This is a genomic window from Labilithrix sp., from assembly GCA_019637155.1.
Taxonomy (GTDB): domain Bacteria; phylum Myxococcota_A; class Polyangia; order Polyangiales; family Polyangiaceae; genus Labilithrix.
This window is the reverse complement of record JAHBWE010000009.1, coordinates 38,111-59,894: the sequence shown is the minus strand read 5'-3', so window position 1 is coordinate 59,894 and position 21,784 is coordinate 38,111. Positions and strand designations below refer to the sequence as shown.

Below are 21,784 nucleotides of genomic sequence, written 5' to 3'. Positions count from 1 at the left end.
TTGCCTCCGTTCGGCGTGCGCATGTGCAGCGCGCATGCCATCGGCCGCCGTGCCCGAATGAGGACGCCCCGCCTGCGCTGCGTCCGAAGACTGGACACAGTGCCTGACCGACAATCGGTCACTCGTCGACAGTCCTGCGATGGTCCTCTCGCGATCTCGCGAGTCGAGCGCGGTCGGCGCGCGCGGCACACCGGTTGCGTGAGCCTCCCTCCACGGCATGGCTTATCTCAACGTCGCCGAGAAGCGGGTGGAGGCGTGCGTCGCGTACGTCGGCCCGCGGCGCGCCGGCAAGCGCGGGAACCTCGAGCGGCTCCGCCTGCGCGGCGGCAGCCCCGCCGAGCTCGTCGCCGTCGGCGGGGAGGCGTTCGCGATCGAGCTCGAGCCCGGCGCGGCGAAGCTCGGCGACCTCCCCGTGCACGTCCGCGTCGTCGGCCAGCGCGCGGGATCGGGCATCGCGACCGACGCGATGCTGCACGACGTCGACGGCGTGGTCGTCGTGCTCGACGCGGCGCCCTCCGCGCACGCGCGAAACCTCTCCGTCGTGATGGAGGTGCGCTCCGCCCTCCGCGAGCGTTCGACCCCGGTCGTGGTCCAGGTCAACAAGGCCGACCTCCCCGATGCCTTGCCGGCGGCGGACCTCGTCGCGTCGGTGGCGGCGACGGAGTGGCCGCACGTGAGCGCTTCGGTCGCCGCCGACGTCGGCGTCGAAGAGACGTTTCAACAGGTCGTAGGAGCCGTCATGCAATCGATCGCCGCCGCCCCCGCCGAGTCCGACCGCGCCTCGCTCCCCGAACGACGAGCCGACGGCCATCCGCTCCTCAGCGCGCTCCGCCGTGTCCTCGAGACGACGGCGGAGCAGCAAGCGAACGCGCTCTCGTCGGAGCTCGCGGCGCGGGTCGAGCGCCGGATCGACGAGCGGCTCCAGGTCCTCGAGGCGCGCATCGACACGCTCGCGGGGATGAACAAGCGGATCGTCGCCCTCGAGTCGGCGACCGAGCTCCTCCGCGCCCAGCTCGGCTCGGCGAACGAAGAGCTGCTCAAGGCGGCTCGTCACGCGTGCTCGCGTGAAGACCTCGCCGCCGCGACGGCCGACGTCCGGACCGAGATCATGCACGTCTCGGCCGCGGATCAAGAGCGGGTCGGGCGCGTCGAGGCGCTCCTGAACGAGCTGATCGAGGAGCTGCGCAAGCCGAAGAAGGGTTGGTTCGGCTGAGCCGGACAGGAACGCAAAGGAGGACATCATGGCAAACGAGAAAGAGATGAACGAGGCGCTCGACCACTTCCACTCCGAGGTCCCCGGCTTCATCGCGGCGTCCCTCGTCGACCTCGACTCGGGGATGACGCTGGCGGTGCGCTCGAACCGGGCGGACTTCGATCTCGCCGTCGCGAGCGCCTACAACAGCGAGCTCGTGAAGCAGAAGCAGAAGATCATGAAGGCGCTCAACCTGAAGACGCACCTCGAAGACGTGATCCTCACGCTCGGCGACCAGATCCACTTCATCAAGCTCGTGTCGCCGACGATGTTCATCTACCTCGCGGCGGAGCGCGCGTCGTCGAACATCGCGATCGTGCGCACGGTCGTGAACAAGCACTCCAAATCGCTGAGCACGTGAGCGCGGTCGGCGGCGTCGCCTGAACCGTACTGGAGGTCACACGGATGGCGACGTTCGAGCCGCGTGAGCGGAGGATCTGCGTGCGGATCGTCTACGACGGGCTCGGCTCGGCGGGGAAGACGACCAACCTCCAGCAGCTCGCGTCGCTGTTCTCCGCGCAGCGCACGACGGACCTCTACTCGCCGGCCACCGTCGACGGGCACACGCTCTACTTCGATTGGATGCAGATCCACGGCGGCGTGGCGTGCGGGTTTCCCCTCCTCTGCCAGGTGATCAGCGTCCCTGGTCAGGTCGTGCTGACGGAGCGCCGCCGTCACCTCCTCACCACCGCCGACGCCGTCGTCTACGTCTGCGACAGCGCGCAGGCGAGGCTCGCGGCGGCGCGGGAAGGGTTCGCCTTGATCGCGGACGCGGCGGAGGTGAGCGGACGGCGGCCCGTCATCGTCGTCCAGGCGAACAAGCAGGACCAGCTCACGGCGGCGTCGGGCGAGACGCTGCGCGGAGCGCTGGGGCTCGGCGGCGACGTCGAGGTCGTCGAGGCGATCGCGCGCGACGGGATCGGCGTCGTCGACTCGTTCGTGACCGCGGTGCGCGGCGTGACGAAACGACTCCAAGCGGAGGTCGACCGCGGCCACGCGCGGCTGCCGCTGCGCCTCGCCGAACGACCGCAGGAGCTGCTCGACGCGCTCGACGCGCTCGACGTCGATCCGGAGTGGGCGGCGGAGATGCTGCTCGAGGAGGCGGCCTCTTCGTTCGCCGGGATCGCGCGCGACGTCCTCGCTCCTCCTCCGCCGCCGCGCGATGACGGCGACACGCGCGAGCACGCCCCCGTGCCGCGCGCCGACGCGCCGGCGGGCTTCGTCTGGCCCGCCCACACCGCGCGCGAGCGGCTCGACTCGCTCGCGAACGCCGGCGTGACGGCGGCGCCGATCGACGCGGACGGCGGCGTCCGGATCGAGGTGGCGGGGGTAGGCCTGACGACCTCGCGCGCGGAGTGCTTCATCGAGGCGGAGCAGGCGAGGCAGAGCATCGTCCGCGCCGCGCGCGAGCTGACGCAGCTCGGTCCTCTCCTCGCGCCCGAGACGGTACTCGCGCTCCAGCCCGGCGACGACGGGCGCATCTGGCTCTGGACGGTGACGCCTGCGCTCGAGCCGTCGGCGGCGTGGCTCGCGGCGGCGGCGCCGGAGGAGCAGCCGGCGCGCGTCGCCGCGATCGCGGCGGCGGTGGCGGAGGCGCTCGCGTACACCGCCCACCGCGGCGTCGAGCTCGAGACGTCCCTCGACGGGTTCGCCGTCGAGCGCGATCACGTTCGCTACGTCGGTCCTCGCCGGCCGGCGACTCCGGCTTCTCTATCGAAGATGGTGGAACGCGCGCTTCGATCGATGGACCAGCTCCGTCACGAGCTTCACCCGTTCGCGACCGCGCTCGAGCACGAGCTCCGCGCGCGCTCCCTCGACGTGGGCTTCCTCGATCGTCGACCGGCCGTCGAGCTGTCGGGCGAGTGAGCCGTCGCGGTGCGCCGGCAGGTGGTGTAGCGCCGGCGCAGCAGCCGCTCGCGGGACGGCACAAAAGCCCATGCATTCGCGCCGGTACGTGTCGTGCAGCGGCCGGCGCGTTGCGTTCTAGGGTGAGCGAGGCGATCGCGACGGTGCTGCTCGTCGAGGACGACGGTCTCGTCGCGCGCGCCGTCTGCCGGCAGCTCGAGGCTCGCGGCTTCGAGGTGCTCACCGTCGCGAGCTGGGAGCACGTCATCGCGTGCGTTCAGTCCCGGCGCCCGGACGTCGTGCTCATGGACGTCGGCCTGGGCGGTCACGTCGACGGGATCACGATCGCGGAGGAGATCTTCGTCTGCGAGGACACGCCGGTCGTCCTCATCTCCGGCGCGATGTGCGACGCTCTGAGCCGGCGCGCCGCGCAGTGTGGAGCCTATGCCTTCCTCGTGAAGCCGACGCCGATCGAGTCGATCGTGGCGACGCTCGAGCTGGCGATGCGCAAGCACGAGGAGCTCAGGCGCCGTCGCGCGGAGAGCCGCCGTCTCGCCCAGGTGGTGGACGCGATCGACGTGGCGGTGATCGTCCTCGGCCGCGACGGCGACGTGGAGCTCATGAACCGCGCCGCGTACGGGCTGACCGGCGCGCGGCTCGGTGAGGCGAAGGTACGCCGCCCGGAGTGGGCGGCGCAGATCGATCGGACGGACGCCTCGGGCTCGGTCCAGCTTCGCATCGGCGACGATACGATCCCGTGCACGTTTCGGCGCTTCGGAACGCCGGATGGTGAGAGGGTGTTCCTCGTCGAACGTGTCGTCGAACGATGATGCGCCGTCGACCGCTCGTCGGACGGAGCCGCGAGCTCGCGGCGCTCGACGCCGTCCTCGCTCCGAACGGGCCGAGCGGCGTGGTCCGGATCTCGGGTCCGGTCGGGATCGGGAAGTCGGCGCTCCTCTTCCGCGCCGTCGTCGCCTGCGCCGCGCAGGGCGTCCCGCTCCGGCGCCTCGAGGCGTCGGACCGCTCGCTCGGCGGCGACGACGTCCGCCGCGCGCTCGACGAGCTGGTCGCGGAGGAAGGAGCGGGGCGCCGCGTGCTCGTCATCGACGACCTCCACCGCGCGCGCGAGGCGGAGCGCTGGCTCGTCGCGAACCTGCACACCGTCGATGAATCGATCACGATCCTCCTCGGCGATCGCCAGCCGCCTTCGCTCGCGTGGTTCACCGGCGACGCCGCGATCGCGCTGGAGCTCGTGCTCGGGCCGCTCGACGAGGAGACGGTCGCCCGGCTCTTCGACACGTACGACGTGCCCGCCGCGCAGCGGAGCGCCGTCGCGGCGGTCGCGGACGGGAACCCCCTTCTCCTCACGCTCCTCTCCGGGCCCGACGACGGTCTCGTTCGTCTCGCGTACACGCTCTTCCCCGACTACGACAACGACGCCGCACGGATCAAGGGGCTCGCCGTCCTCGTCATCACCGTCGCGGCGAGCCACGAGCTGATCGCGCAAGCGATCGGCGACCCGGAGTCCGCGCGAGAGGTCGTGCGCTGGCTTCGCTCGCTCTCCATCGTCGAGAACGCGCGCGATGGCCTCGCCCTGCACCCGGCCGCGCGATGCGCTTGCTCGGTCCTGCTCCGCACGCATCACGCCGGCGCGTACCAGCAGACCTTCGAGGCGCTCTATCACCCGCGCGAGACGGAGACGACGGCCACGCCGGCCGAGACCCCGGCACGGAGACGCCGGCGCCGGACTCGAAGCGAGCGGTCGCGATGGAGACGGCGATCGACGGCGCGCCGGCGCCGACCCCGGAGTTCAGCGAGCTCCTCCGGGGACGGCTCGACGACCTCGCGCGCCAGTCGTCGCTCACCGGGCGGGAGCGCGAGGTCTTCGAGCTCCTCGTCCTCGGCCGGAGCGCCCACGAAATGGCGACCGTCCTCGGCATCACCGCGCGCACGGTGAAGTTCCATCAGCAACGCGTCCTCGAGAAGATCGGCGCCGACACCCGCCTCGACATCCTGCGCGTCCTGTTGTGACGAAAACGCCGAAGGCGGCGGGCTCGCGCGGAGCCGCCGCCTTCGTCGTGCTGTCGTGGTGTCCGTCAGCCGTTCGTCTCTTCGAACTCGGCGTCGATGACGTCCTTCTTCTTCTCGCCGCCCGCGTCGCCGGCGGGAGGAGCCTCGCCGCCGCCGTCGGGTCCGCCCGCGCCCGGGGCGCCGCCGGGAGCGTTCTGGTACATCACGCTCGCGAGGCGGTGGGCCTCCTTCTCGAGCTTCTCGAGGACGTCCTTCACCTGCGCGTCGTCCTGCTTCTCGACCGCGGCGCGACCGTCCTTGATGAGGCCCTCGAGCGTGGAGACGTCCGCGGCCTGGAGCTTCTCCTTGTTCTCGGAGATGGTCTTCTCGAGCGTGTAACACATGTTGTCGAGCTTGTTGCGGCGCTCGATCTGCTCGCGCCGCTCCTTGTCCTCGGCCTCGTGCGTCGCCGCCTCGTCGACCATCTTCTTGATGTCCGCCTCGTTGAGGCCCGAGTTCGCGGTGATGGTGATCTTCTGGTCCTTGCCCGTCGCGGTGTCCTTCGCGTGGACGGAGAGGATGCCGTTCGCGTCGATGTCGAACGTGACCTCGACCTTCGGCATGCCGCGCGGCGCCGGCATGATGCCCTCGAGGTGGAACTTGCCGAGGGTGCGGTTGTAGCGCGCCTCGGTGCGCTCGCCCTGGAGGACGTGGACCTCGACCGACGGCTGGTTGTCCGTCGCGGTGGAGAAGATCTCCTTCTTCTGCGTCGGGATCGTCGTGTTGCGCGGGATCATCACCGTCATCACGCCGCCGAGCGTCTCGACGCCGAGCGAGAGCGGCGTGACGTCGAGGAGGACCATGTCCTTCACGTCGCCGGAGAGGACGCCGGCCTGGACCGCCGCGCCGATCGCGACGACCTCGTCCGGGTTCACGCCCTGGTGCGGATCCTTGCCGAAGAACTTCTTGACCGTCTCCTTCACGAGCGGGATGCGCGTCGAGCCGCCGACGAGGATGACCTCGGCGATGTCCTTCGGGCTCTTCTTCGCGTCCTGGAGCGCCTTCTTGACGGGCTCCATCGTGCGCTCGATGAGCGGCGACATCATCTGCTCGAGCTTCGAGCGCGAGAGGCGCATGTCGAGGTGGACCGGACCGCCGGGGCCGACCGAGACGAACGGCAGGTTGATCGACGTCTCCTGCATGTTGGAGAGCTCGATCTTCGCCTTCTCGCCCGCCTCCTTGAGGCGCTGGAGGGCCATCTTGTCCTTCGCGAGGTCGATGCCCTGGCTCTTCTTGAACTCGGCGATCATCCAGTCGATGATCAGGTTGTCGACGTCGTCGCCGCCGAGGTGCGTGTCGCCGTTGGTCGAGATGACCTGCACGACGTTGTCGCCGACCTCGAGGATCGAGATGTCGAACGTGCCGCCGCCGAAGTCGTAGACGGCGATGATCTCGTCCTTCTTCTTGTCGAGACCGTACGCGAGCGCGGCGGCGGTGGGCTCGTTGACGATGCGCTTCACCTCGAGGCCCGCGATGCGGCCGGCGTCCTTCGTCGCCTGGCGCTGCGCGTCGTTGAAGTACGCGGGGACGGTGATGACGGCCTCGGTGATCTTCTCGCCCAGGTAGTCTTCGGCGGCCTTCTTCAGCTTCTGGAGGACCTTCGCCGCGACCTCGGGCGGGCTGACCTTCTTGCCGCGAATGTCGAACGACGTGTCGCCGTTGTCGGCCTTCACCGTCTTGTACGGGACGCGCTTCGTCTCCTCGTTCACCTCGTCGAAGCGGCGGCCGATGAAGCGCTTCGCGCTGAAGATCGTGTTCTCGGGGTTCGTGACCGCCTGACGCTTCGCGATCTGACCGACGAGGATCTCGCCCTTGTCGTCCCACGCGACCACGCTCGGCGTGATGCGCGAGCCCTCTTCGTTGACGATCACCTTCGGCTCGCGCCCTTCCATGATCGCCACGCAACTGTTGGTCGTGCCGAGGTCGATTCCGATGATCTTGCCCATGGTGATATTGGCCTCCAAAGCCCGTGTGAGAGCCGCGCTGCAAAGGACGCGAAGTGACTGCGAATTCGCGCCCGAGCGCAGCTCGGGATTGCTGGGTCGACGGGCAAGCTAATCACCTCGATCCGGGCGTCAACGGGCGTCGGCACGGAACTTGGCGAGGTGAGCCATGGGGCTTGTTTTCCGGTCTTTGGTGAGGCTAAAAGGAGTCCGCTGCCAGCCTCAGCCTTTGCCTTCCTTGCGGGCGCGCTGGAGCGCGAGCTCACGCTCGACGAGCTTCCGGAGGTTCGGATCGCTCTTCGTCGGGAGGTCGAAGGGATCCGCGCCCTCCACGTAGGCCGCGGTCTCCTCCATCGTCCGCTCGGTGTGCGGCGCCTCGTCCGGGTCCTGGGTGAGGAACGCGGGGCGCGCGTGGATCGTGTGCTCGTTGGTCGACGACACCGGCGCGAACGACGGCGGCGCGAAGGCCTGCGGCATCTTCGGCGTCGGCGGGGTCGGCGGGGAGACGGACGGCGGCGCGGTGCGGTGCCGCTGCGCGGGGCGATGCAGGACGCCGGCGTACGACTCGTCGACGCGGCCGATCCCGCGCATGATGTCCGTCACGCCGCTGTCGTCGAAGCTCGCCATCACGTTCCACCAGTGATCGAGCATCTCGCGCGCGCTCTGGAACCGTACGCCCGGGTCCTTCGCCGCCGCCTTCTGCACGAACCAGTCGAGGAGCGGGTTCTGCGGCATCCCCGGCATCGCGGAGATCTTGGGGACCGACTGCTCGACCTTCATCTTGATGACGGCCTGGAGCGAGCGGCTCACGAAGGGGAGGCGCCCCGTCAGCGTGCGGTAGACGACGATGCCGATCGCGTAGAGGTCGGCGGTGAAGTGCACGCCCTTCGCGTTCGTGAACTGCTCCGGCGCCATGTACCCCATGCTGCCGATGAGGTGGTTCGCGGAGGTGAGGCCGCCCGAGCCTTCGTCCGTGATCTCGCGGAGGCGCGCGACGCCGAAGTCGATCACCTTCACGACCTCGTCGAAGCCGTCGTGGTGGAGGAAGATGTTCGACGGCTTGATGTCGCGATGGATGACCTTCGCGTCGTGGCAGTCGCGGATGCCGACGATCAGCTGCTCGATCCAGCGCACCGCCACGTGGGGCTGCACCGGGCCGTCGCGCCGGAGCTTGGCGTCGAGCGTCTCTCCCGCGAGGCGCTCGAGGACGAGGAACGGCTGCCCCTTCTCGAAGCCGAACCCGAGGATCTTGCTGACGTGACGGCTCTCCACGCCGGAGAGGAGGATCGCCTCCCGCGCGAAGCGCTCGCGCATCTCCGCGCTCGAGCCGGAGTCGTCCATCATCTTGATCGCGACGGGGCGGCCGCTCGTGAGGTGGGTGGCCTCCCAGACGCGGGCGGTCGCGCCGGCGCCGAGCGAGCCCGCCAGCTTGAAGTCCGAGAGCTTGGCGGGCTCGAGCGCCATGAGGTTGAAACATATCACTCATGTTCGTGGGGTCGCCGGACCTCGTTGCTACCGATCGGGCGGGCTGATAGAGTGGGAACCCGAGTTTTCCCGTGTTTTCTTCGATTTCCTGAGTGGGCGGTACCATGCGCCGCCGCTCGAACCCCGACCTTCCGCCGCCGCCGGAGCTCCCCTCGTTCAGGGTCGAAGCTGACGCAGAGGAGCCCCTGGAGGGCGTCCTCGAGCGGCACGCCGACACCGGTCTCATGCGGCACGACGCGCCGCTCGAGGAGGACGCGATCGATCCCGACGCGGCGAAGGTCGTGCGCCGGCTCGAGCGCAGCGGCTTTCAGGCGTACCTCGTCGGCGGCTGCGTCCGCGATCTCCTCCTCCGCGGCCGCCCGAAGGACTTCGACGTCGCGACGAGCGCGCGCCCCGACGACGTGCGCGGGCTCTTCCGCAACTGCCGCATCATCGGGCGCCGCTTCCGCCTCGCGCACGTGCTCTTCGGCGGCGGCAAGGTCGTCGAGGTCGCCACCTTCCGCAAGAACCCGGGCGAGAACGACCTCGACGAGGACCTCCTCATCCGGAGCGACAACGTCTTTGGCGAGGCGCACGAGGACGCGCTCCGCCGCGACTTCACGATCAACGCGCTCTTTTACGATCTCGATCGCCGCCAGGTGCTCGACTGGTGCGGGGGCATGCCGGACATCCTGCGCCGCACGATCCGCACGATCGGCGAGCCGAACGTCCGCTTCCGCGAGGACCCGGTCCGCATCCTCCGCGCGATCAAGTTCGCCGCGCGCCTCGACCTCGGCATCGACCCGCACGTCTACGACGCGATGGTGGCGTCGCGCCTCGAGCTCGCGCGCGCCGCGCGGCCGCGGCTCTTCGAGGAGATCCTCCGGCTCATGCGCGCGGGCGGGGCGCACCGTTCGATGTGGCTCATGTGGGAAGTGGGGGCGATGGCGGTCCTCCTCCCCGAGCTCGCGGCGTTCCTCGACGACGAGGAGGCGACCGCGGACGGCAGTCTCCGCTTCTTCCGCAAGATGGACGCGATCGATCGGAAGACGCTCGACGATGGCGTGCTCGACGACGTCGTGCTCATGACCGCGCTCCTCTACGAGCCGCTCGAGGAGGCGGCGGAGGGCGTGCGCGACGTGATGGCGGCGGTGAACGACTTCCTCGAGCCGATCATCGAGCGCATCGCGATGCCGCGGCGCATCGCCGACGGCATCCGCCGGATCATGACGATGGTCCCGCGCATCCTCGCGGGCAAGATCGGCCGCTTCGCGCGCACGGAGCTCTTCCTCCCCGCGCTCGACGTCGCCGAGATCGTGCTCGTGTCGCGCGGCCAGAGCACGAGCGCGATCGAGACGCTGCGCCGCGAGGCGATGCCGCCCGCGCCGCCGCGCGAGCCGCGCCGCCCCTCCGGCTTCCCGCGCCAGCGTGGCGTCCGGCGCTGACGGCAGCAGGCCTCCCGCGAGGGGAGGTGTCCGTTCGCGGATCTGCCTCTCGTGCCGCACGCTCTTCGATCACGGCGAGGACTGCCGCGGGAAGGGCCACCAGACGGTCTCGATCGTCTCGCGCGCCGGCCGGACGAAGCTCTTCGACGAGGTGTGGGGCCCCGACTCGCGCGCGCGCGCGGTGCGCAACGCGGCGAAGGCCGGCGCCGGCGGCGCGGCGAGCGGGAGCGCCCTCGACTACTGCAACGGCTGCGACGTGCTCGACGCGTGCAGCGCCGGCGACGCGGGGGTCGGGGGCATCATGGCCCTCATCGTCATCGTCGTCGCCGCGGCGGTGGGCGTGATCCTCTACTGGCTGATCCGCACGATCGTGCGCTTCGTCCGCGACAGGATGCACGAGCCGCAGCCGCACGGCGCGCTCTACGCCGCGCCGAAGCCGAAGAAGGTCGTCGCCGCGGCGCGCGGCGTGGTCCGCGGCGGCGAGCTGCTCGACACGCCGTGGCGCGAGGGCTCTGCGTACGGCTGGTCGATGGAGCTCCACGAGCGCCGCGTCCTCGGCGGCGGCGCGATGATGCGCGACGCGCGCACGGCGGGCTTCGACGTGACGCTCGAGGACGGCCGCACGCTCCGCGTCCCGCCGGGCCGCATCCGCGTCCTCGGGACGCTCGCGCGCGTCGACGCCGAGGTCGCCAAGCTCGAGGGTCTCGTCGCGGAGATCGATCGCGCGCGCATGTCCGAGCGGACGGTGTTCCCGTTCGACTACGCCCGCGCCCTCACGATCGAGGAGGGCGATCACGTCGAGGTCATCGGCGAGCTCACCCACAGCGCCGACACCGCCGCGGGGATGGGCTACCGCGCGAACGCGGGCCTCATGGAGCCGGTGGGGATCCCGTTCCTCCGCGTCGAGAAGGCCGCGCGCGTCCGCGTGATGTCGGCGCCGCCGCCGGTGCTCGAAGAGGCGGAAGCAGAAGCGGAAGCGGAGGAGGCCGCAGCGCGGGAGCGCTGATCACGGGAGCGCTTGGAACATGTCCCACGCGACCTGCATGCTCGGCTTCCACGCGTCGTGGCCCTGGCCCGGGACCGCGCACCACTTCGTCGGGTGGCCCGCGGAGCAACCCTTGTACGTCTGGCACGCCGAAGGCTCGGAGTCCTCGAGCTCGTCCTGCGTGCAGCCGTTCGTCTCCGCCCAGCACTTGCGCGCGAAGTCGCCGCCCTCGAAGGGGACGACGGACTTGTCCTCCATGCCGTGCACGACGAGCGTGGCGAGCGGAGTGCCGTCACACACCACGCAGCCCTGCGTCGTGGTCGCCTGCCCCTCCTTGTACGCTTCGGGGGCGCCGCCGGAGAGGATGGCGATCATCTCGAAGATCCCGCCGACGCGGCACGCGGCGGCCGAGATGAAGTAGGCGCCGCCGCTGTAGCCGTAGCCGAGGACGCGCGCCTTATCGATGTTCACCTTCGAGGCGACGTCGTCGACGAGCGGCAGCATCCACGGGATGTCCACGTTGTCGGTCGGCTGAAAGTCCCAGTCGTCGTGCGCGGCGGCCGGATAGACGACGATCGCGTCGTCCTTCGACACGCTCTCGAACGGGAGCAAGTTGCGCTGGTACTCGGGGTAGCCCGGGTTGCCGTGGAACGAGAGGACGAGCGGATACGTCCTCTCGGCGTCGTAGCTCTTCGGCTTGACGAGGAGGTAGCGCCGCTCGCGCCCCTGGAAGCTCATCTTCTCTTCGCTGACGGTGACGGTCTCCGTCTCGGCCGGGGCTCCGTCGGGCAGCGTCTCGGTGCTCTCGCCGCCGTCCGGATCCGGATCCGCGCCGGCGTTGGGCGTCTTCGAGCTGCTGCACGCGGAGAGGATGGCGCAGCCGAGGAGCAAGGAGCCGATGAGCACCGGCGCGGGTCGCATCCCGAGATGATAGGCCAGCTCAGAGCGGGACGCAGCGGTAGCAGACCCGGATCGGGAGGCGATCCAGCGGCGCCGAGCGGCGCTCCGTCACGCGGAAGTAGCGGGCGAGCAGGCGCCCGAACTCGTCCGGCGTCCACTTGTGGAGGTGGTACTCGTCGCCGCCCCAGTTCACGCGACCGCCCAGGACGTACCCCGCCGGGCTGCGTCGGACGATGTCCTTGAGCCGAAGGATGAGGGGATCGTTGGGCACCGTGATCACCGCGACGCCGTCCTTCCGGAGGAGCTTCGCGAGGGCCTCGAGGATCACTCCCGGGTCGACCGTGTGCTCCAGCACCTCGGTGCAGATGATGCGGTCGAAGCTGCCGGCGGGCAGATCGAGCTTGTCGACCTCGCCCTTCACGAACTTGGCGTCGTAGCCGGCGAGGTTCTTGCGAGCGGTGTCGAGGAACACGTCGGAGACGTCGATCGCGGTGATCTTGGCTTCCTTGAACATGCGGAGCACGTGGCCGCCGCCGGACCCGATCTCGGCGAGCTCGAGACCGGCCGCGGGGCCGATCATCTCGCGAATGATGGACAGGCGGCGCTTCTCGATCAGCCGGATCGGGAGCGGCGAGCGCGCGTAGTAGTCGTCAATCGGGTGCTCGCGGGCGAGGCGATCGTTCAGCGCTTCGACGTCCATGGCTCGCGCTCCTAGCACGGCGCCCCAGGCGGCACGAGCCGTTCAGGAGGCCGCGGTCGAGCGGCCGTTTCCTTCTCGGTGCGCGCGAATGAGCGACGGGGCCACGTTCTGGAAATCGATCGGGACGCGCGAGACGCTCGCGACGCGTTTGCCGGTGCGAATGAGCGCGAGGTCATCGACGAACTCGGTCGTGATCTTCATGTGCGCGCCGAGGTGCTCGCGGAAGGTGGTCAGGATCTCGTCGAGCACCGCCTCGGAGTAGCGGCCGCCCTTGACCACGCGGAACGTGATCGCGCCCGGCTCGTCCTGCACGACCTGGAATTGCCGGATCGCGTGGTCGAACTCCTTGAGGTAGTGGGCGAAGAAGGTGCCGGGCAAGAAGCGTCCCTCCGTGCCCTGGATGATGGATTGGACGCGCCCCTCGATCGCGCCGATGCGCGGCGCCCCGCGCCCGCACGAGCACGCGCCGGGGGCCATCGCCTCTCCGATGTCGCCGATGCGATAACGGAGGAAGGGCATGCAGTAGTTGTTGAGATCGGTGATGACGATTTCGCCGATGTCACCTGGTTTGGCGGGCTCACCGCCTTTCAATATTTCGACGATGTAGCTCTCCGCGACGACGTGGTGGCCGTCGTGCGCGTTGCACTCGTAGGCGATCCCGGAGAACTCGCGGCTGCCGTACTTGTCGAACACCTTGCAGCCGAAGGCCTCCTCCATGAGGCGCCGGCTCGAGGCGGGGAGCGTCTGCGCGCTCGACATGATCGCGCGCGGCCGCAGCGCGACGTCGTTGCCGCTCGACTTCAGGTACCGCGCGAGGAGGTCGAGCGCCTCGGCGTAGCCGTCGATCAGGACCGGCTGCTTCTCGGCGATCGTGCGGATCATCTCGGGCAGCTTGGCGTCGGCGAGCTGGAAGACCGGGACGAACGAGCGGTTCGAGAGGATCGCGTCGGCGCGCTCGCGCGACGCCTGCAAGGTCGTCATGCCGAGGGTCTGGTGCCAGAGGCGCACGGTGGGATCGCCGAACCGATAGCCGGTCCACTCCTGCGCGCGCAGGGTCGCCGCCCAGCGATGCTCGAGCTGAGCGCGGTCCGCGAAGCACACGAACGGCTCGCCGGTCGAGCCGCTCGTCGTGATCTTGAGCACCTGCGCCTTGTCGTGGTTCTCCGACATGATGTCGAAGAAGAGGTGCTTCCGGATGTCGGCCTTCGTCAAGAAGGGCAGCTTGTGGAGGTCGGCTTGGCCGCGAACGTCGCTCGGCGCGAGCTTCAGCGCCTGCATGCGCGCCCGGTAGTAGGGGACGTTGCGGTAGGCGTGCCGGACGATGCGACGAAGCTTCTCGTCCTGGAGCTCGCGGACCTCGTCGGCGGCGAGCCACTGCGTCTTGCGCAGCGTCTCGTAGTAGCCCTCGACGTCGCGCGTGATCATCCAGTGCGTCGCGCCGAAGAGCGAGAGGTACGTGCGCCAGCGCAGCTCCTGCAGCGGATCGCGCTCGGGAGAGCGATCCACGACCGGGTTGCGGCGCAAGAACTGATGCGCGACGTCGGGCACCGGCGGCCGGACGCGGTACTCCCAGGCGGCCTTCCCGAGGTCGTAGACGCTCTTCAGGCTCGCCGACGTCGAGGTGGTCTCGAGGAACGACACGCCCTGGCGCCGCTGCTCGAAGAGGGTCTCGATCTGCTCGTACGAGTAACCCTTCGCCTTGGCGGCGACCATGATGAAGGACTGCCAGTAGAAGTAGGTGCCCTGGTACGTCAGGAGATCGAGGAAGACCTCCCGGCTGCAGATCACGAACCCGCTCTTGTTGTCTTGCAGCTCCATCCCGAACACGCCGTTCAGCATTCGGTTGAGGCCGCGGCTCAGGTAGTAGCGGTTGTCGCGCCGGCGGCCGACGGCGCTGCGCCAGCCTTGCACGACGTCGGCGTTCGACTCGATGAGCTTCCGGCGCAGGCGGAGGAGGTCCTCCGGCTGGTACTGGAGATCGGCGTCGATCGTGGCGACGAGGCGACCGGTGGCGGCGGCGGCGGCCGTCTTCCACGCCGCCGCGATGCCGCGGTTCTCGGTGTGGTGAACGGCGATCACGGTCCCGGGGTGCGCCTCCGCGAGCGCGTCGATCACGCGACCGGTCCCGTCGGTCGAGCCGTCGTTCACGATGACGAGCTCCCCGCGGAATCCCCCCACCTCGAAGACCTCGAGGACGCGCCGCGCGAGCTCGCCGAGGTTCAGCTCCTCGTTCAGGCAGGGGACGAGGACGGACACCTCGACGGATGACGATCCAGTTTCCTCCGGCGGATGGAACGAGCTAGACACGGCGGCGCATCCTAGCGGAGTCCGTCCACTGCGCCAGACTGCCCTTTCCCTATTGAGCACCTTGAAAGCGCGGTCTTCGCGCCCGGTGATCCTGGGCTGGGTGCTGTTCGCCGCGTGTGCGGCGCCGGCGCTCCGCCACCTCGTGCTCGTGGTGCGGCTCTATCTCGCCCGCTTCGACTACCCGTGGGACATGGAGTGGCTCGAGGGGCACGCGCTCTATCAGGCTTACCGGCACATGAAGGGGCTGAGCACGTACGCCCCACCGGCGAACGGCTACCTGCCGCTGTTCCACCCGCCCGGCTATCCGCTCCTCCTCGCGGGCGTCGGCAAGGTGACGGGGCTGACGTACGGCGTGGCGCGCTCGGTCACGATGGCCTTCTTCGTGCTCGCGATGGCGCTCACCGTCCGCGTGCTCGCGGAGCGCGACGAGCGCGGGAGCCGTGCGCTGGGGCTGACGGCGGGGGCGCTCGCGGTCGGCGTCGCCGCCGCGGGGACGCCGCTGTTCGAGGGCTTCTACGATCTCGTGCGCGAGGACTGCATGGCGTGGGCGCTCTGCATGGTCGCCGCCGTCCTCGCGGAGGAGCGAAGGCCGAAGGTCAAGCGGCTGCTCGCGCTCGCGGCCATCTCGACGATTGCCATCTACACGCGCCTCCTGACCGTCTTTCTCATCGCGTGGATTCACCTCTTCGTGCTCGTGCGCAATCGGCGCGCCGGCACCAACCTCGCCCTCTACACGACGGCCCTCTCCGCCGTCGTGCTCGCCGCGTTGCAGCTCAAGAGCAAGGGCTGGTTCTGGGTCTACACGATCGGCCTCCTCGGCGGCCACGAGGTGCTGCGGGCTCGGTTCATCGCCGGAGCGTGGAGGCTCTTCGACTTCGCGCCCTATCTCGCGGCGATGCCGGTCGTCTTCGTCGCGCTCGCCGTCCGGCGTCGCCTCTCGCAGCGAACGATGCTCTGGTTCGGCCTCCTCGTCGCCGCGATCCCCGCCGCGCTCCTCCCTTACGCGAAGGTCGGTGGCTTCGCGAACGACTTCATGCCGTTCGCGCTGCTCACCGGGCCGGCGGCGCTCTTGCTCGCCAGAGACATGGGGCGCGCGTTCGAGCGACATCCACGCATCGGTCGCGGCCTCCGCTACGTGCTCTTCGTGGCCCTCGCGCTCTTCCTCGCGCGCCGGAGCTGGAGCCACGAGCTCGAGAAGTACACCCCGACGACGGAGAACCGGCTCCGGGCGATCGAGACCAACGCGATGATCTCGAAGCTCGAAGGGGGCGTCATCATCCCGCGTCATCCCTTCGTCCCGATCCAGAACGGTCACGATTCTCCGCAGTACAGCGACATGACGATCCTGGACGCGTATTGGGGCGGACTGCCGGGGCTCTCCCTCGGGCCGTATCTCGATCGCGGGCGCGCGCGCTACGCGCTCCTCACGCGCACCGAGCAGATCCTCGGCATGCGCGAGATCGTCGCTCGCTACGAGTACGATCGGGAGATCACGAGCGCCCCGACGACGCAGATCGGAGAGGGCTCGCGCCTCACGCTCATGTTGCGCTGGCAGGACCCGGAGAAGAACCTCCGCGTGCTCTTCGACTTCGAAGATCCGGCGCTGCCGGGCTGGCTCCGAAGCGGCGGCGCGTGGGAGACCGGGACGACGACGGCGAACCCGCAGTCGCAGCAGCCTCTTCACGGCGTGATCGGCCAGCGCACCGCCAACTCGCTCGACACCAGACACGGATTCGACCTCGCGACCGGCATTCTCACGTCACCGACGTTCACGATCGATCGCGATCGCCTCGCGTTCCGCATCGGCGGCGGCGGCAGCGTGCACGTCGAGCTCGTCGTCGGCGGTCGGGTCGTCACCTCGCAGGGCATCGTCTACCGGAACTACGAGCTCCTCGTGAAGGTGGCGCTGAACGTCGAGCGCTGGCGCGGGCAGACCGCGTTCCTCCGCTTGATCGACAACGACGCCGGCCCGTGGGGGCACCTGCTCGTCGATCACGTCGTCCTCTACGACCGGCCCTGAGCCGCGATCCAATCGAACGTGCGGCGGAGGCCGTCTTCGAGGGACGTGGTGGCGCGCCACCCGAGGACACGCGCGGTCTTCTCCGGATCGCCGAACCGGTGGGTCCCCGCGGTCCAGTCGGCCGGGCCGAAGGCGGGGGCGAGGTCGCGACCGCTCACCTTCACCATCGTTTCGATCAGGTCCCGCACGGTCGTCGCTCTGCCGCTCGCGACGTTGAGGACCTCCCCCGAGACGTCCTCGGTGGCGGCGAGGATCGTCGCCTCGACCGCGTCGTCGACGTACACGTAGTCGAGCGCCTGCATGCCGTCGCCGAAGACGACGGGCGCTTCGCCGGCGAGGAGCCGCTCGAAGCTCTTCATGATGACGCTCTTGTAGCCCATGCCCGCGAACTGCTTCGGGCCGTAGATGAAGAGGTACCGCAGCACCACGAACGGGACGCCGGAGGCCTGGCTCGTGTACGCGAGCAAGTGCTCGCCGGCGAGCTTGCTGATGCCGTAGACCGTCTTCGGCTCGCATCGCTCCGTCTCGACGAAGGCGCCTCCGCTCATGCGGCCGTAGGCGTAGAGCGAAGAGGTGAAGACGATCTTCTTCACGCCGGCCTTCACCGCCGCCTCGTAGAGGGCGAGGGTGCCGGCGACGTTGCTCGCGAGGACGCGGGAGGGCGAGTCCTTGCTCTGGTTGTGCTTCTCGGCGGCGAGGTGAAAGAGGAGATCCGCGCCCTCGAGCGCGCGCTCGAGATCGGCCGGCGGGTCGAACCCGATCTCGTGCTTCACGAGCCGCACGCCCTCGCGCGCCCCGAGGTTGGCGACGTCGCCGTAACGCAGGCTGTCGACGACGGTGACCCGCGCCGCGCCGCGCTCCGCGAGCGCACGAACGAGGTGCGAGCCGATGAACCCGGCGCCCCCGGTCACGACGATGTTCGAGCCCTGGATACGCATGCGCGCGATGCTACACCGCGCGGCCGGCGAGGGGCTTCAGGAGGGCGTCAGCAGCGGCAGGAGCTCGGCCGGGGTCGTGACCGGGAGCGAGCAGGTGCGGCCGCGGCAGACGTAGGCCGCGGGCGCGTCCTGCGCGGGCTTGCCCTCCGCGAGGGCGGAGCAGGCTTCGAGCGTCGCGGCGTCGGTGGGGTCGAGCCACGCCACGGTGCGGTTCGGGAGCCACTGCGTGAACGTCGCGCGGGCGAGGGACTTCGTGCGGGCGTCGGCGCGGGGGCCGACGAGGACCACGTCGACGGAGCCGCGGACGAGGCGATCGAGCTCGCAGATGGACTGGCCGTACGCGAACGGGTTCTTCGCCGCTTCGGGGGCGAGGCGGACCAGCTCGCGCTCCGCGATCGCGGCGTAGCGATCGCCGACGAGCGCGCCGAGGCGGAGGAGCGCGCGGCACGCGATCGAGGAGCCGCTCGGCACCGCGTTGTCGTACGGGTCCTGCGCGCGCGTGATGAGCGCCTCGCCGTCCTTCGGCGTGAAGTAGAAGCCTTCGCCTTCGACGTAGAACGCGTCGAGCAGCGCGTCCGCGATCGCGCGCGCGTGGGCGACGTAGCCCGGCGCGCCGGTGGCCTCGTAGAGGTCGAGGGCCGCGTTCGCGAGGTAGGCGTGGTCGTCGAGGAAGCCGGGCTTCTTCACGAGCCACTCGCCGTCCACCTTCTTGCAGAGCCGCGCGACGCGGCCGCCGTCCAGCATCGTCGCCCACACGAACGCGAAGGCGCGCTCCGCCGCGGCGGTGAGGGCGGGCTCGTCGAGCGCGGCGCCGGCCTCCGCGAGCGCGCCGATCATCAGCGCGTTCCAGCTCGTGAGCACCTTCTCGTCGCGGAACGGCTTCGGCCGCGCCTCGCGCGCGGCGAACAGCTTCTCCTTGATCGGCGTGATGTCGCCGTCGCGGACGGACGAGAGGACGGTCTTGAACGTCGGCCGGCCGTGCTCCTCGAAGTTGCCGGCGAGCGTGATGCCGAAGTGCTTCAGCGCCTGCTCCGCGTCGGGTCCGTCGCCGAGCGCGGCGCGCACGTCGGCCGGCGACCACACGAAGAACGCGCCCTCTTGCTTCTCTTCGCCCGGCTCCGGCTCGCTGTCCGCGTCCTGCGAGGCGTAGAAGCCACCGTCGGGATCGGTCATCTCGCGCGCGACGTACTGCGCGACGTCACGCGCGACGTCGGCGAACGCTGGCTCGCCGAGGGCGCGCGACCCGTCGACGTACGCGCGCAAGAGGAGCGCGTTGTCGTAGAGCATCTTCTCGAAGTGCGGGACGAGCCACTCGCGATCGGTCGAGTAGCGGTGGAACCCGCCCCCGAGGTGGTCCCAGATCCCGCCGCGGCGCATGCGCTCGAGCTGGAGGCGCGCGGCCTCGCGCGCGGCGGCCACGTCCTCGAGCACGCCGCGACGGAGGAGCACCTCGAGCGGCATCGTGTTCGGGAACTTCGGCGCGTCGCCGAAGCCGCCGTAGACGTCGTCGCAGCGCTTGAGGAGCGGGCCCGCCGCGCGCTGGAGGAGATCGCGCCCGAGCACGAACGATCCCGGCGCCGCGTCGGCCGCGCCGCTCGTGCCGCTCGTGCCGCTCGTGCCGCGGCCGATCTGCGCGATCGCCTTCGTCAGCTCCTCCGCCTGGCCAAGGACCTCGTCGCGGCGATCGCGGTACGCCTCCGCCAGCGCGCGGAGGACCTTCGGGAAGCCCGGCATGCCGTGGCGATCGTCGGGCGGGAAATACGTACCGGCGAAGAAGGGCTTCTGCGCCGGCGTGAGGAACACCGTGAGCGGCCAGCCGCCCGAGCGACCCATGAGCTGCACCGTGAGCTGGTAGATCTGGTCGAGATCGGGCCGCTCCTCGCGGTCGACCTTCACGTTCACGAAGAGCGCGTTCATGACCTCCGCGATCGCGGCGTCCTCGAAGCTCTCGCGCTCCATCACGTGGCACCAGTGGCAGGCGGAGTACCCGATCGAGAGGAGGATCGGCACGTCGCGCGCCCGCGCCTCCGCGAGCGCCTCCTCGCACCACGGCCACCACGCGACCGGATTGTTTGCATGTTGCAACAAATACGGAGACGCCTCGGTCGCGAGCCGGTTCGGCATGGTAGGCTGCATGCTACGCGCCCATGCCGAAGCCTTCCGCGAAGAACCGAAGTGGACGGGGTGGCGCGGCTGCGGCGAGCGGGGCGGGGGAGGGGGCGAGAGATCCCGTCGCGTCGGCGCGCGCCGCGGTGCTCGAGGGGGTCGGGCGCGAGGTCGCGGCGAGCTTCCCCGGCATCACGCGCCTCGGCGGGCAGATCGTCGCAGCGCTCTACCTCGCCGACGACGCGCGCTCGATGGATGACCTCTCCGAGGAGCTCGGCCGCTCGAAGAGCAACGTGTTCGCGAACCTCCGCGCGCTCGAGGCGGCGGGCATCGTCGAGCGTCGCCGCGTCACCGGCGCGCGCTCCGACGCGTTCGCGCTGCGCGGGAAGTACCCCGACGTCGTCGTCGGCGCGTACCTCGCGCGCCTCCGCCGCGTCGTCGCCGACAAGGTCGGGCTCTGCACGCGCGCGCTCGACATGCTCGGCGACGCGCGCGGGCGCGAGGCGGACGCGCTCCGCGGCAAGCTCGGCGCGCTCCTCCGTAAGTACGAGCGCTTCGCGACCGCGTTCGAGCTCGTGCCCTTCGGCGACGGGCCCATCGATCTCGAGGAGCTCCTCGACGAGCTCCCGCAGAGCCTCCTCATGGCGCTCGCCACCACCGCGAAGCGCCCCCCGCGGAGGGCGGCGAGCTCGTAATCGGACGGAGATCAGGCCGCCGTGATCTCGACGCGCAGGAGCTTGCGTCCGATGAACAGGTAGTCCCCGTGCGAGAGCTCGCGCTCCGTCCGGAGACGGATGTACGTGCCGTTGCGCGAGCCGAGATCGGTCAGCTTGAAGACGCCGCCCGCCTCCTCGATCTTGCAGTGCGAGCCGCTCATGTAGAGGTCGGTCGGGAAGTTGAGGTCCCCACCTTCGCGCCCGATCTGGAGCGTCGGCTGCCGCGCGCAGACGACCATGCCCTCCGGTCCGCCCTGGAGGATCTGCGTGATGCGGAAGAGCGCCTGCTGCTTCGGCGACGAATAGAAGTAGGTGCCGTCCGGGCCCGGTTGATCGTCCGGCGGCGGGGGCGGGTTGAAGCGGAACACCTGCTCGCCGGCGAGGAAGTAGTCGTCGGCCGTGACCTCGATCGTGCCGCGCACGCGGAGGAACACGCCGTTGGTGGACCCCTCGTCGCGGACGCAGAGCGTGTTGTTGCGGTAGAAGAAGTTCGCGTGGCGAGGGGACACGAACGGATCGTCCGGGAAGACGAGCTGCCCCGCGCGCCCGACCACGTGCTGCTCCGCGTTGAGCTGGTAGCTGAGCCCCTCGACCCCCTCGCCGCGAATGAGGATGAGCTTCGCCTTCCCCGGCGCCTGGAGCTGGCCGAAGAACTGGGTCCGCACGCTCATGATCTCGGGCGGGACCGCGGCGCCGCATCGGCCGCAGAACTTGTGGCCCAGCGGTACCGGGGTGGAGCAGGAACGGCACACGAAGTTCTTCGCTTGATCCATGAGCTCCTCGATCGATTTCTTCGTCTGTCTCAGCGCTCCCGAGCGTGCGGACGGAGGCGCCGGGCTCTCGTTCGTCAACGTCACCCGCGGGCCCTCGGCAGACGCGGCGGGCACCGCAGGCATCGCGCCGTTCGACGGCGCGAGCCCGAAGTCGCCGGTCTCGCGCGTCGTCGCGGGGGCCTTGCTGCTCGCGGAGAGCACGGGATCGTCCGCGCTCGCCAAAGCGAGGACGTTCCCGCACGACGAGCAAGTCGCGGTCCCGAGCGTCGCGTACGACTCGCAGCGCCCGCAAACGATGCCGATCTCGGCTTCCATCGAGC

The 21,784-nt window shown here is 69.9% G+C and carries 17 protein-coding genes; 9 read left to right on the top strand and 8 right to left on the bottom strand.

Features of this window, described 5'->3' with window-relative positions; genetic code table 11:
- Positions 1 to 217 precede the first annotated feature (217 nt).
- From KF837_19975 to KF837_19955, 5 genes are all read left to right on the top strand, one after another.
- Positions 218 to 1,213, top strand: a complete 996-nt coding sequence (locus KF837_19975; GenBank protein ID MBX3229608.1) for a hypothetical protein — start codon at positions 218 to 220, stop codon at positions 1,211 to 1,213.
- 28 nt (positions 1,214 to 1,241) lie between these two features.
- Positions 1,242 to 1,613 (top strand): hypothetical protein, encoded by a 372-nt coding sequence (locus KF837_19970; GenBank protein MBX3229607.1) that lies wholly within the window; start codon positions 1,242 to 1,244, stop codon positions 1,611 to 1,613.
- A 44-nt stretch (positions 1,614 to 1,657) separates the two neighbouring features.
- Positions 1,658 to 3,118 carry a hypothetical protein gene (locus KF837_19965; protein MBX3229606.1) on the top strand — a complete coding sequence of 487 codons (1,461 nt, stop codon included), beginning with the start codon at positions 1,658 to 1,660 and terminating at the stop codon, positions 3,116 to 3,118.
- 122 nt (positions 3,119 to 3,240) lie between these two features.
- Positions 3,241 to 3,927 (top strand): response regulator, encoded by a 687-nt coding sequence (locus KF837_19960; GenBank protein ID MBX3229605.1) that lies wholly within the window; start codon positions 3,241 to 3,243, stop codon positions 3,925 to 3,927.
- 937 nt (positions 3,928 to 4,864) lie between these two features.
- A complete protein-coding gene (locus tag KF837_19955) occupies positions 4,865 to 5,128 on the top strand; it encodes a helix-turn-helix transcriptional regulator (protein ID MBX3229604.1) in 264 nt (87 codons plus the stop codon).
- A gap of 65 nt (positions 5,129 to 5,193) precedes the next feature.
- Here KF837_19955 and dnaK read toward each other — a convergent pair whose 3' ends face one another.
- Together dnaK and KF837_19945 are read right to left on the bottom strand one after the other, a co-directional pair.
- On the bottom strand, positions 5,194 to 7,113 hold the full coding sequence (gene dnaK / locus KF837_19950; GenBank protein ID MBX3229603.1) for a molecular chaperone DnaK: 1,920 nt from the start codon (positions 7,111 to 7,113) through the stop codon (positions 5,194 to 5,196).
- Between the two features lie 219 nt (positions 7,114 to 7,332).
- Positions 7,333 to 8,574, bottom strand: coding sequence for a serine/threonine protein kinase (locus KF837_19945; GenBank protein ID MBX3229602.1), 1,242 nt, complete (start codon positions 8,572 to 8,574; stop codon positions 7,333 to 7,335).
- 245 nt (positions 8,575 to 8,819) lie between these two features.
- Here KF837_19945 and pcnB point away from each other — a divergent pair, with 245 nt between their 5' ends.
- Both pcnB and KF837_19935 read left to right on the top strand, forming a co-directional pair.
- Entirely contained in the window at positions 8,820 to 10,019 is a 1,200-nt protein-coding gene (gene pcnB / locus KF837_19940) for a polynucleotide adenylyltransferase PcnB (GenBank protein MBX3229601.1), read from the top strand.
- The gene (locus KF837_19935) at positions 10,003 to 11,025 is read left to right on the top strand and encodes a hypothetical protein (protein ID MBX3229600.1); all 1,023 of its coding nucleotides are present in this window, start codon (positions 10,003 to 10,005) and stop codon (positions 11,023 to 11,025) included. Before pcnB ends, KF837_19935 begins: the two co-directional genes overlap by 17 nt.
- Here KF837_19935 and KF837_19930 read toward each other — a convergent pair whose 3' ends face one another.
- Genes KF837_19930 through KF837_19920 form a run of 3 tightly spaced genes read right to left on the bottom strand, consistent with a single transcriptional unit; the run spans position 11,026 to position 14,911 of the window.
- Entirely contained in the window at positions 11,026 to 11,925 is a 900-nt protein-coding gene (locus tag KF837_19930) for a hypothetical protein (GenBank protein MBX3229599.1), read from the bottom strand. It lies immediately after the preceding gene.
- Positions 11,926 to 11,944: 19 nt separating this feature from the next.
- Positions 11,945 to 12,604 carry a methyltransferase domain-containing protein gene (locus KF837_19925; protein ID MBX3229598.1) on the bottom strand — a complete coding sequence of 220 codons (660 nt, stop codon included), beginning with the start codon at positions 12,602 to 12,604 and terminating at the stop codon, positions 11,945 to 11,947.
- Between the two features lie 42 nt (positions 12,605 to 12,646).
- On the bottom strand, positions 12,647 to 14,911 hold the full coding sequence (locus KF837_19920; protein MBX3229597.1) for a glycosyltransferase: 2,265 nt from the start codon (positions 14,909 to 14,911) through the stop codon (positions 12,647 to 12,649).
- Positions 14,912 to 14,996: 85 nt separating this feature from the next.
- On the opposite strand from KF837_19920, the gene KF837_19915 reads away from it, so the two are divergent.
- A complete protein-coding gene (locus KF837_19915) occupies positions 14,997 to 16,931 on the top strand; it encodes a hypothetical protein (protein ID MBX3229596.1) in 1,935 nt (644 codons plus the stop codon).
- Here the strand turns inward: KF837_19915 and KF837_19910 are convergent.
- Both KF837_19910 and KF837_19905 read right to left on the bottom strand, forming a co-directional pair.
- Positions 16,916 to 17,869 (bottom strand): NAD-dependent epimerase/dehydratase family protein, encoded by a 954-nt coding sequence (locus KF837_19910; GenBank protein ID MBX3229595.1) that lies wholly within the window; start codon positions 17,867 to 17,869, stop codon positions 16,916 to 16,918. The two genes, KF837_19915 and KF837_19910, sit on opposite strands and share 16 nt — an antisense overlap.
- A gap of 36 nt (positions 17,870 to 17,905) precedes the next feature.
- The gene (locus KF837_19905) at positions 17,906 to 20,005 is read right to left on the bottom strand and encodes a thioredoxin domain-containing protein (GenBank protein MBX3229594.1); all 2,100 of its coding nucleotides are present in this window, start codon (positions 20,003 to 20,005) and stop codon (positions 17,906 to 17,908) included.
- 11 nt (positions 20,006 to 20,016) lie between these two features.
- On the opposite strand from KF837_19905, the gene KF837_19900 reads away from it, so the two are divergent.
- On the top strand, positions 20,017 to 20,670 hold the full coding sequence (locus tag KF837_19900; protein MBX3229593.1) for a MarR family transcriptional regulator: 654 nt from the start codon (positions 20,017 to 20,019) through the stop codon (positions 20,668 to 20,670).
- 11 nt (positions 20,671 to 20,681) lie between these two features.
- Here the strand turns inward: KF837_19900 and KF837_19895 are convergent, their stop codons facing one another.
- Complete coding sequence (locus tag KF837_19895; protein ID MBX3229592.1) at positions 20,682 to 21,779, bottom strand: FHA domain-containing protein; 1,098 nt, start codon at positions 21,777 to 21,779, stop codon at positions 20,682 to 20,684.
- Positions 21,780 to 21,784: the final 5 nt, after the last annotated feature.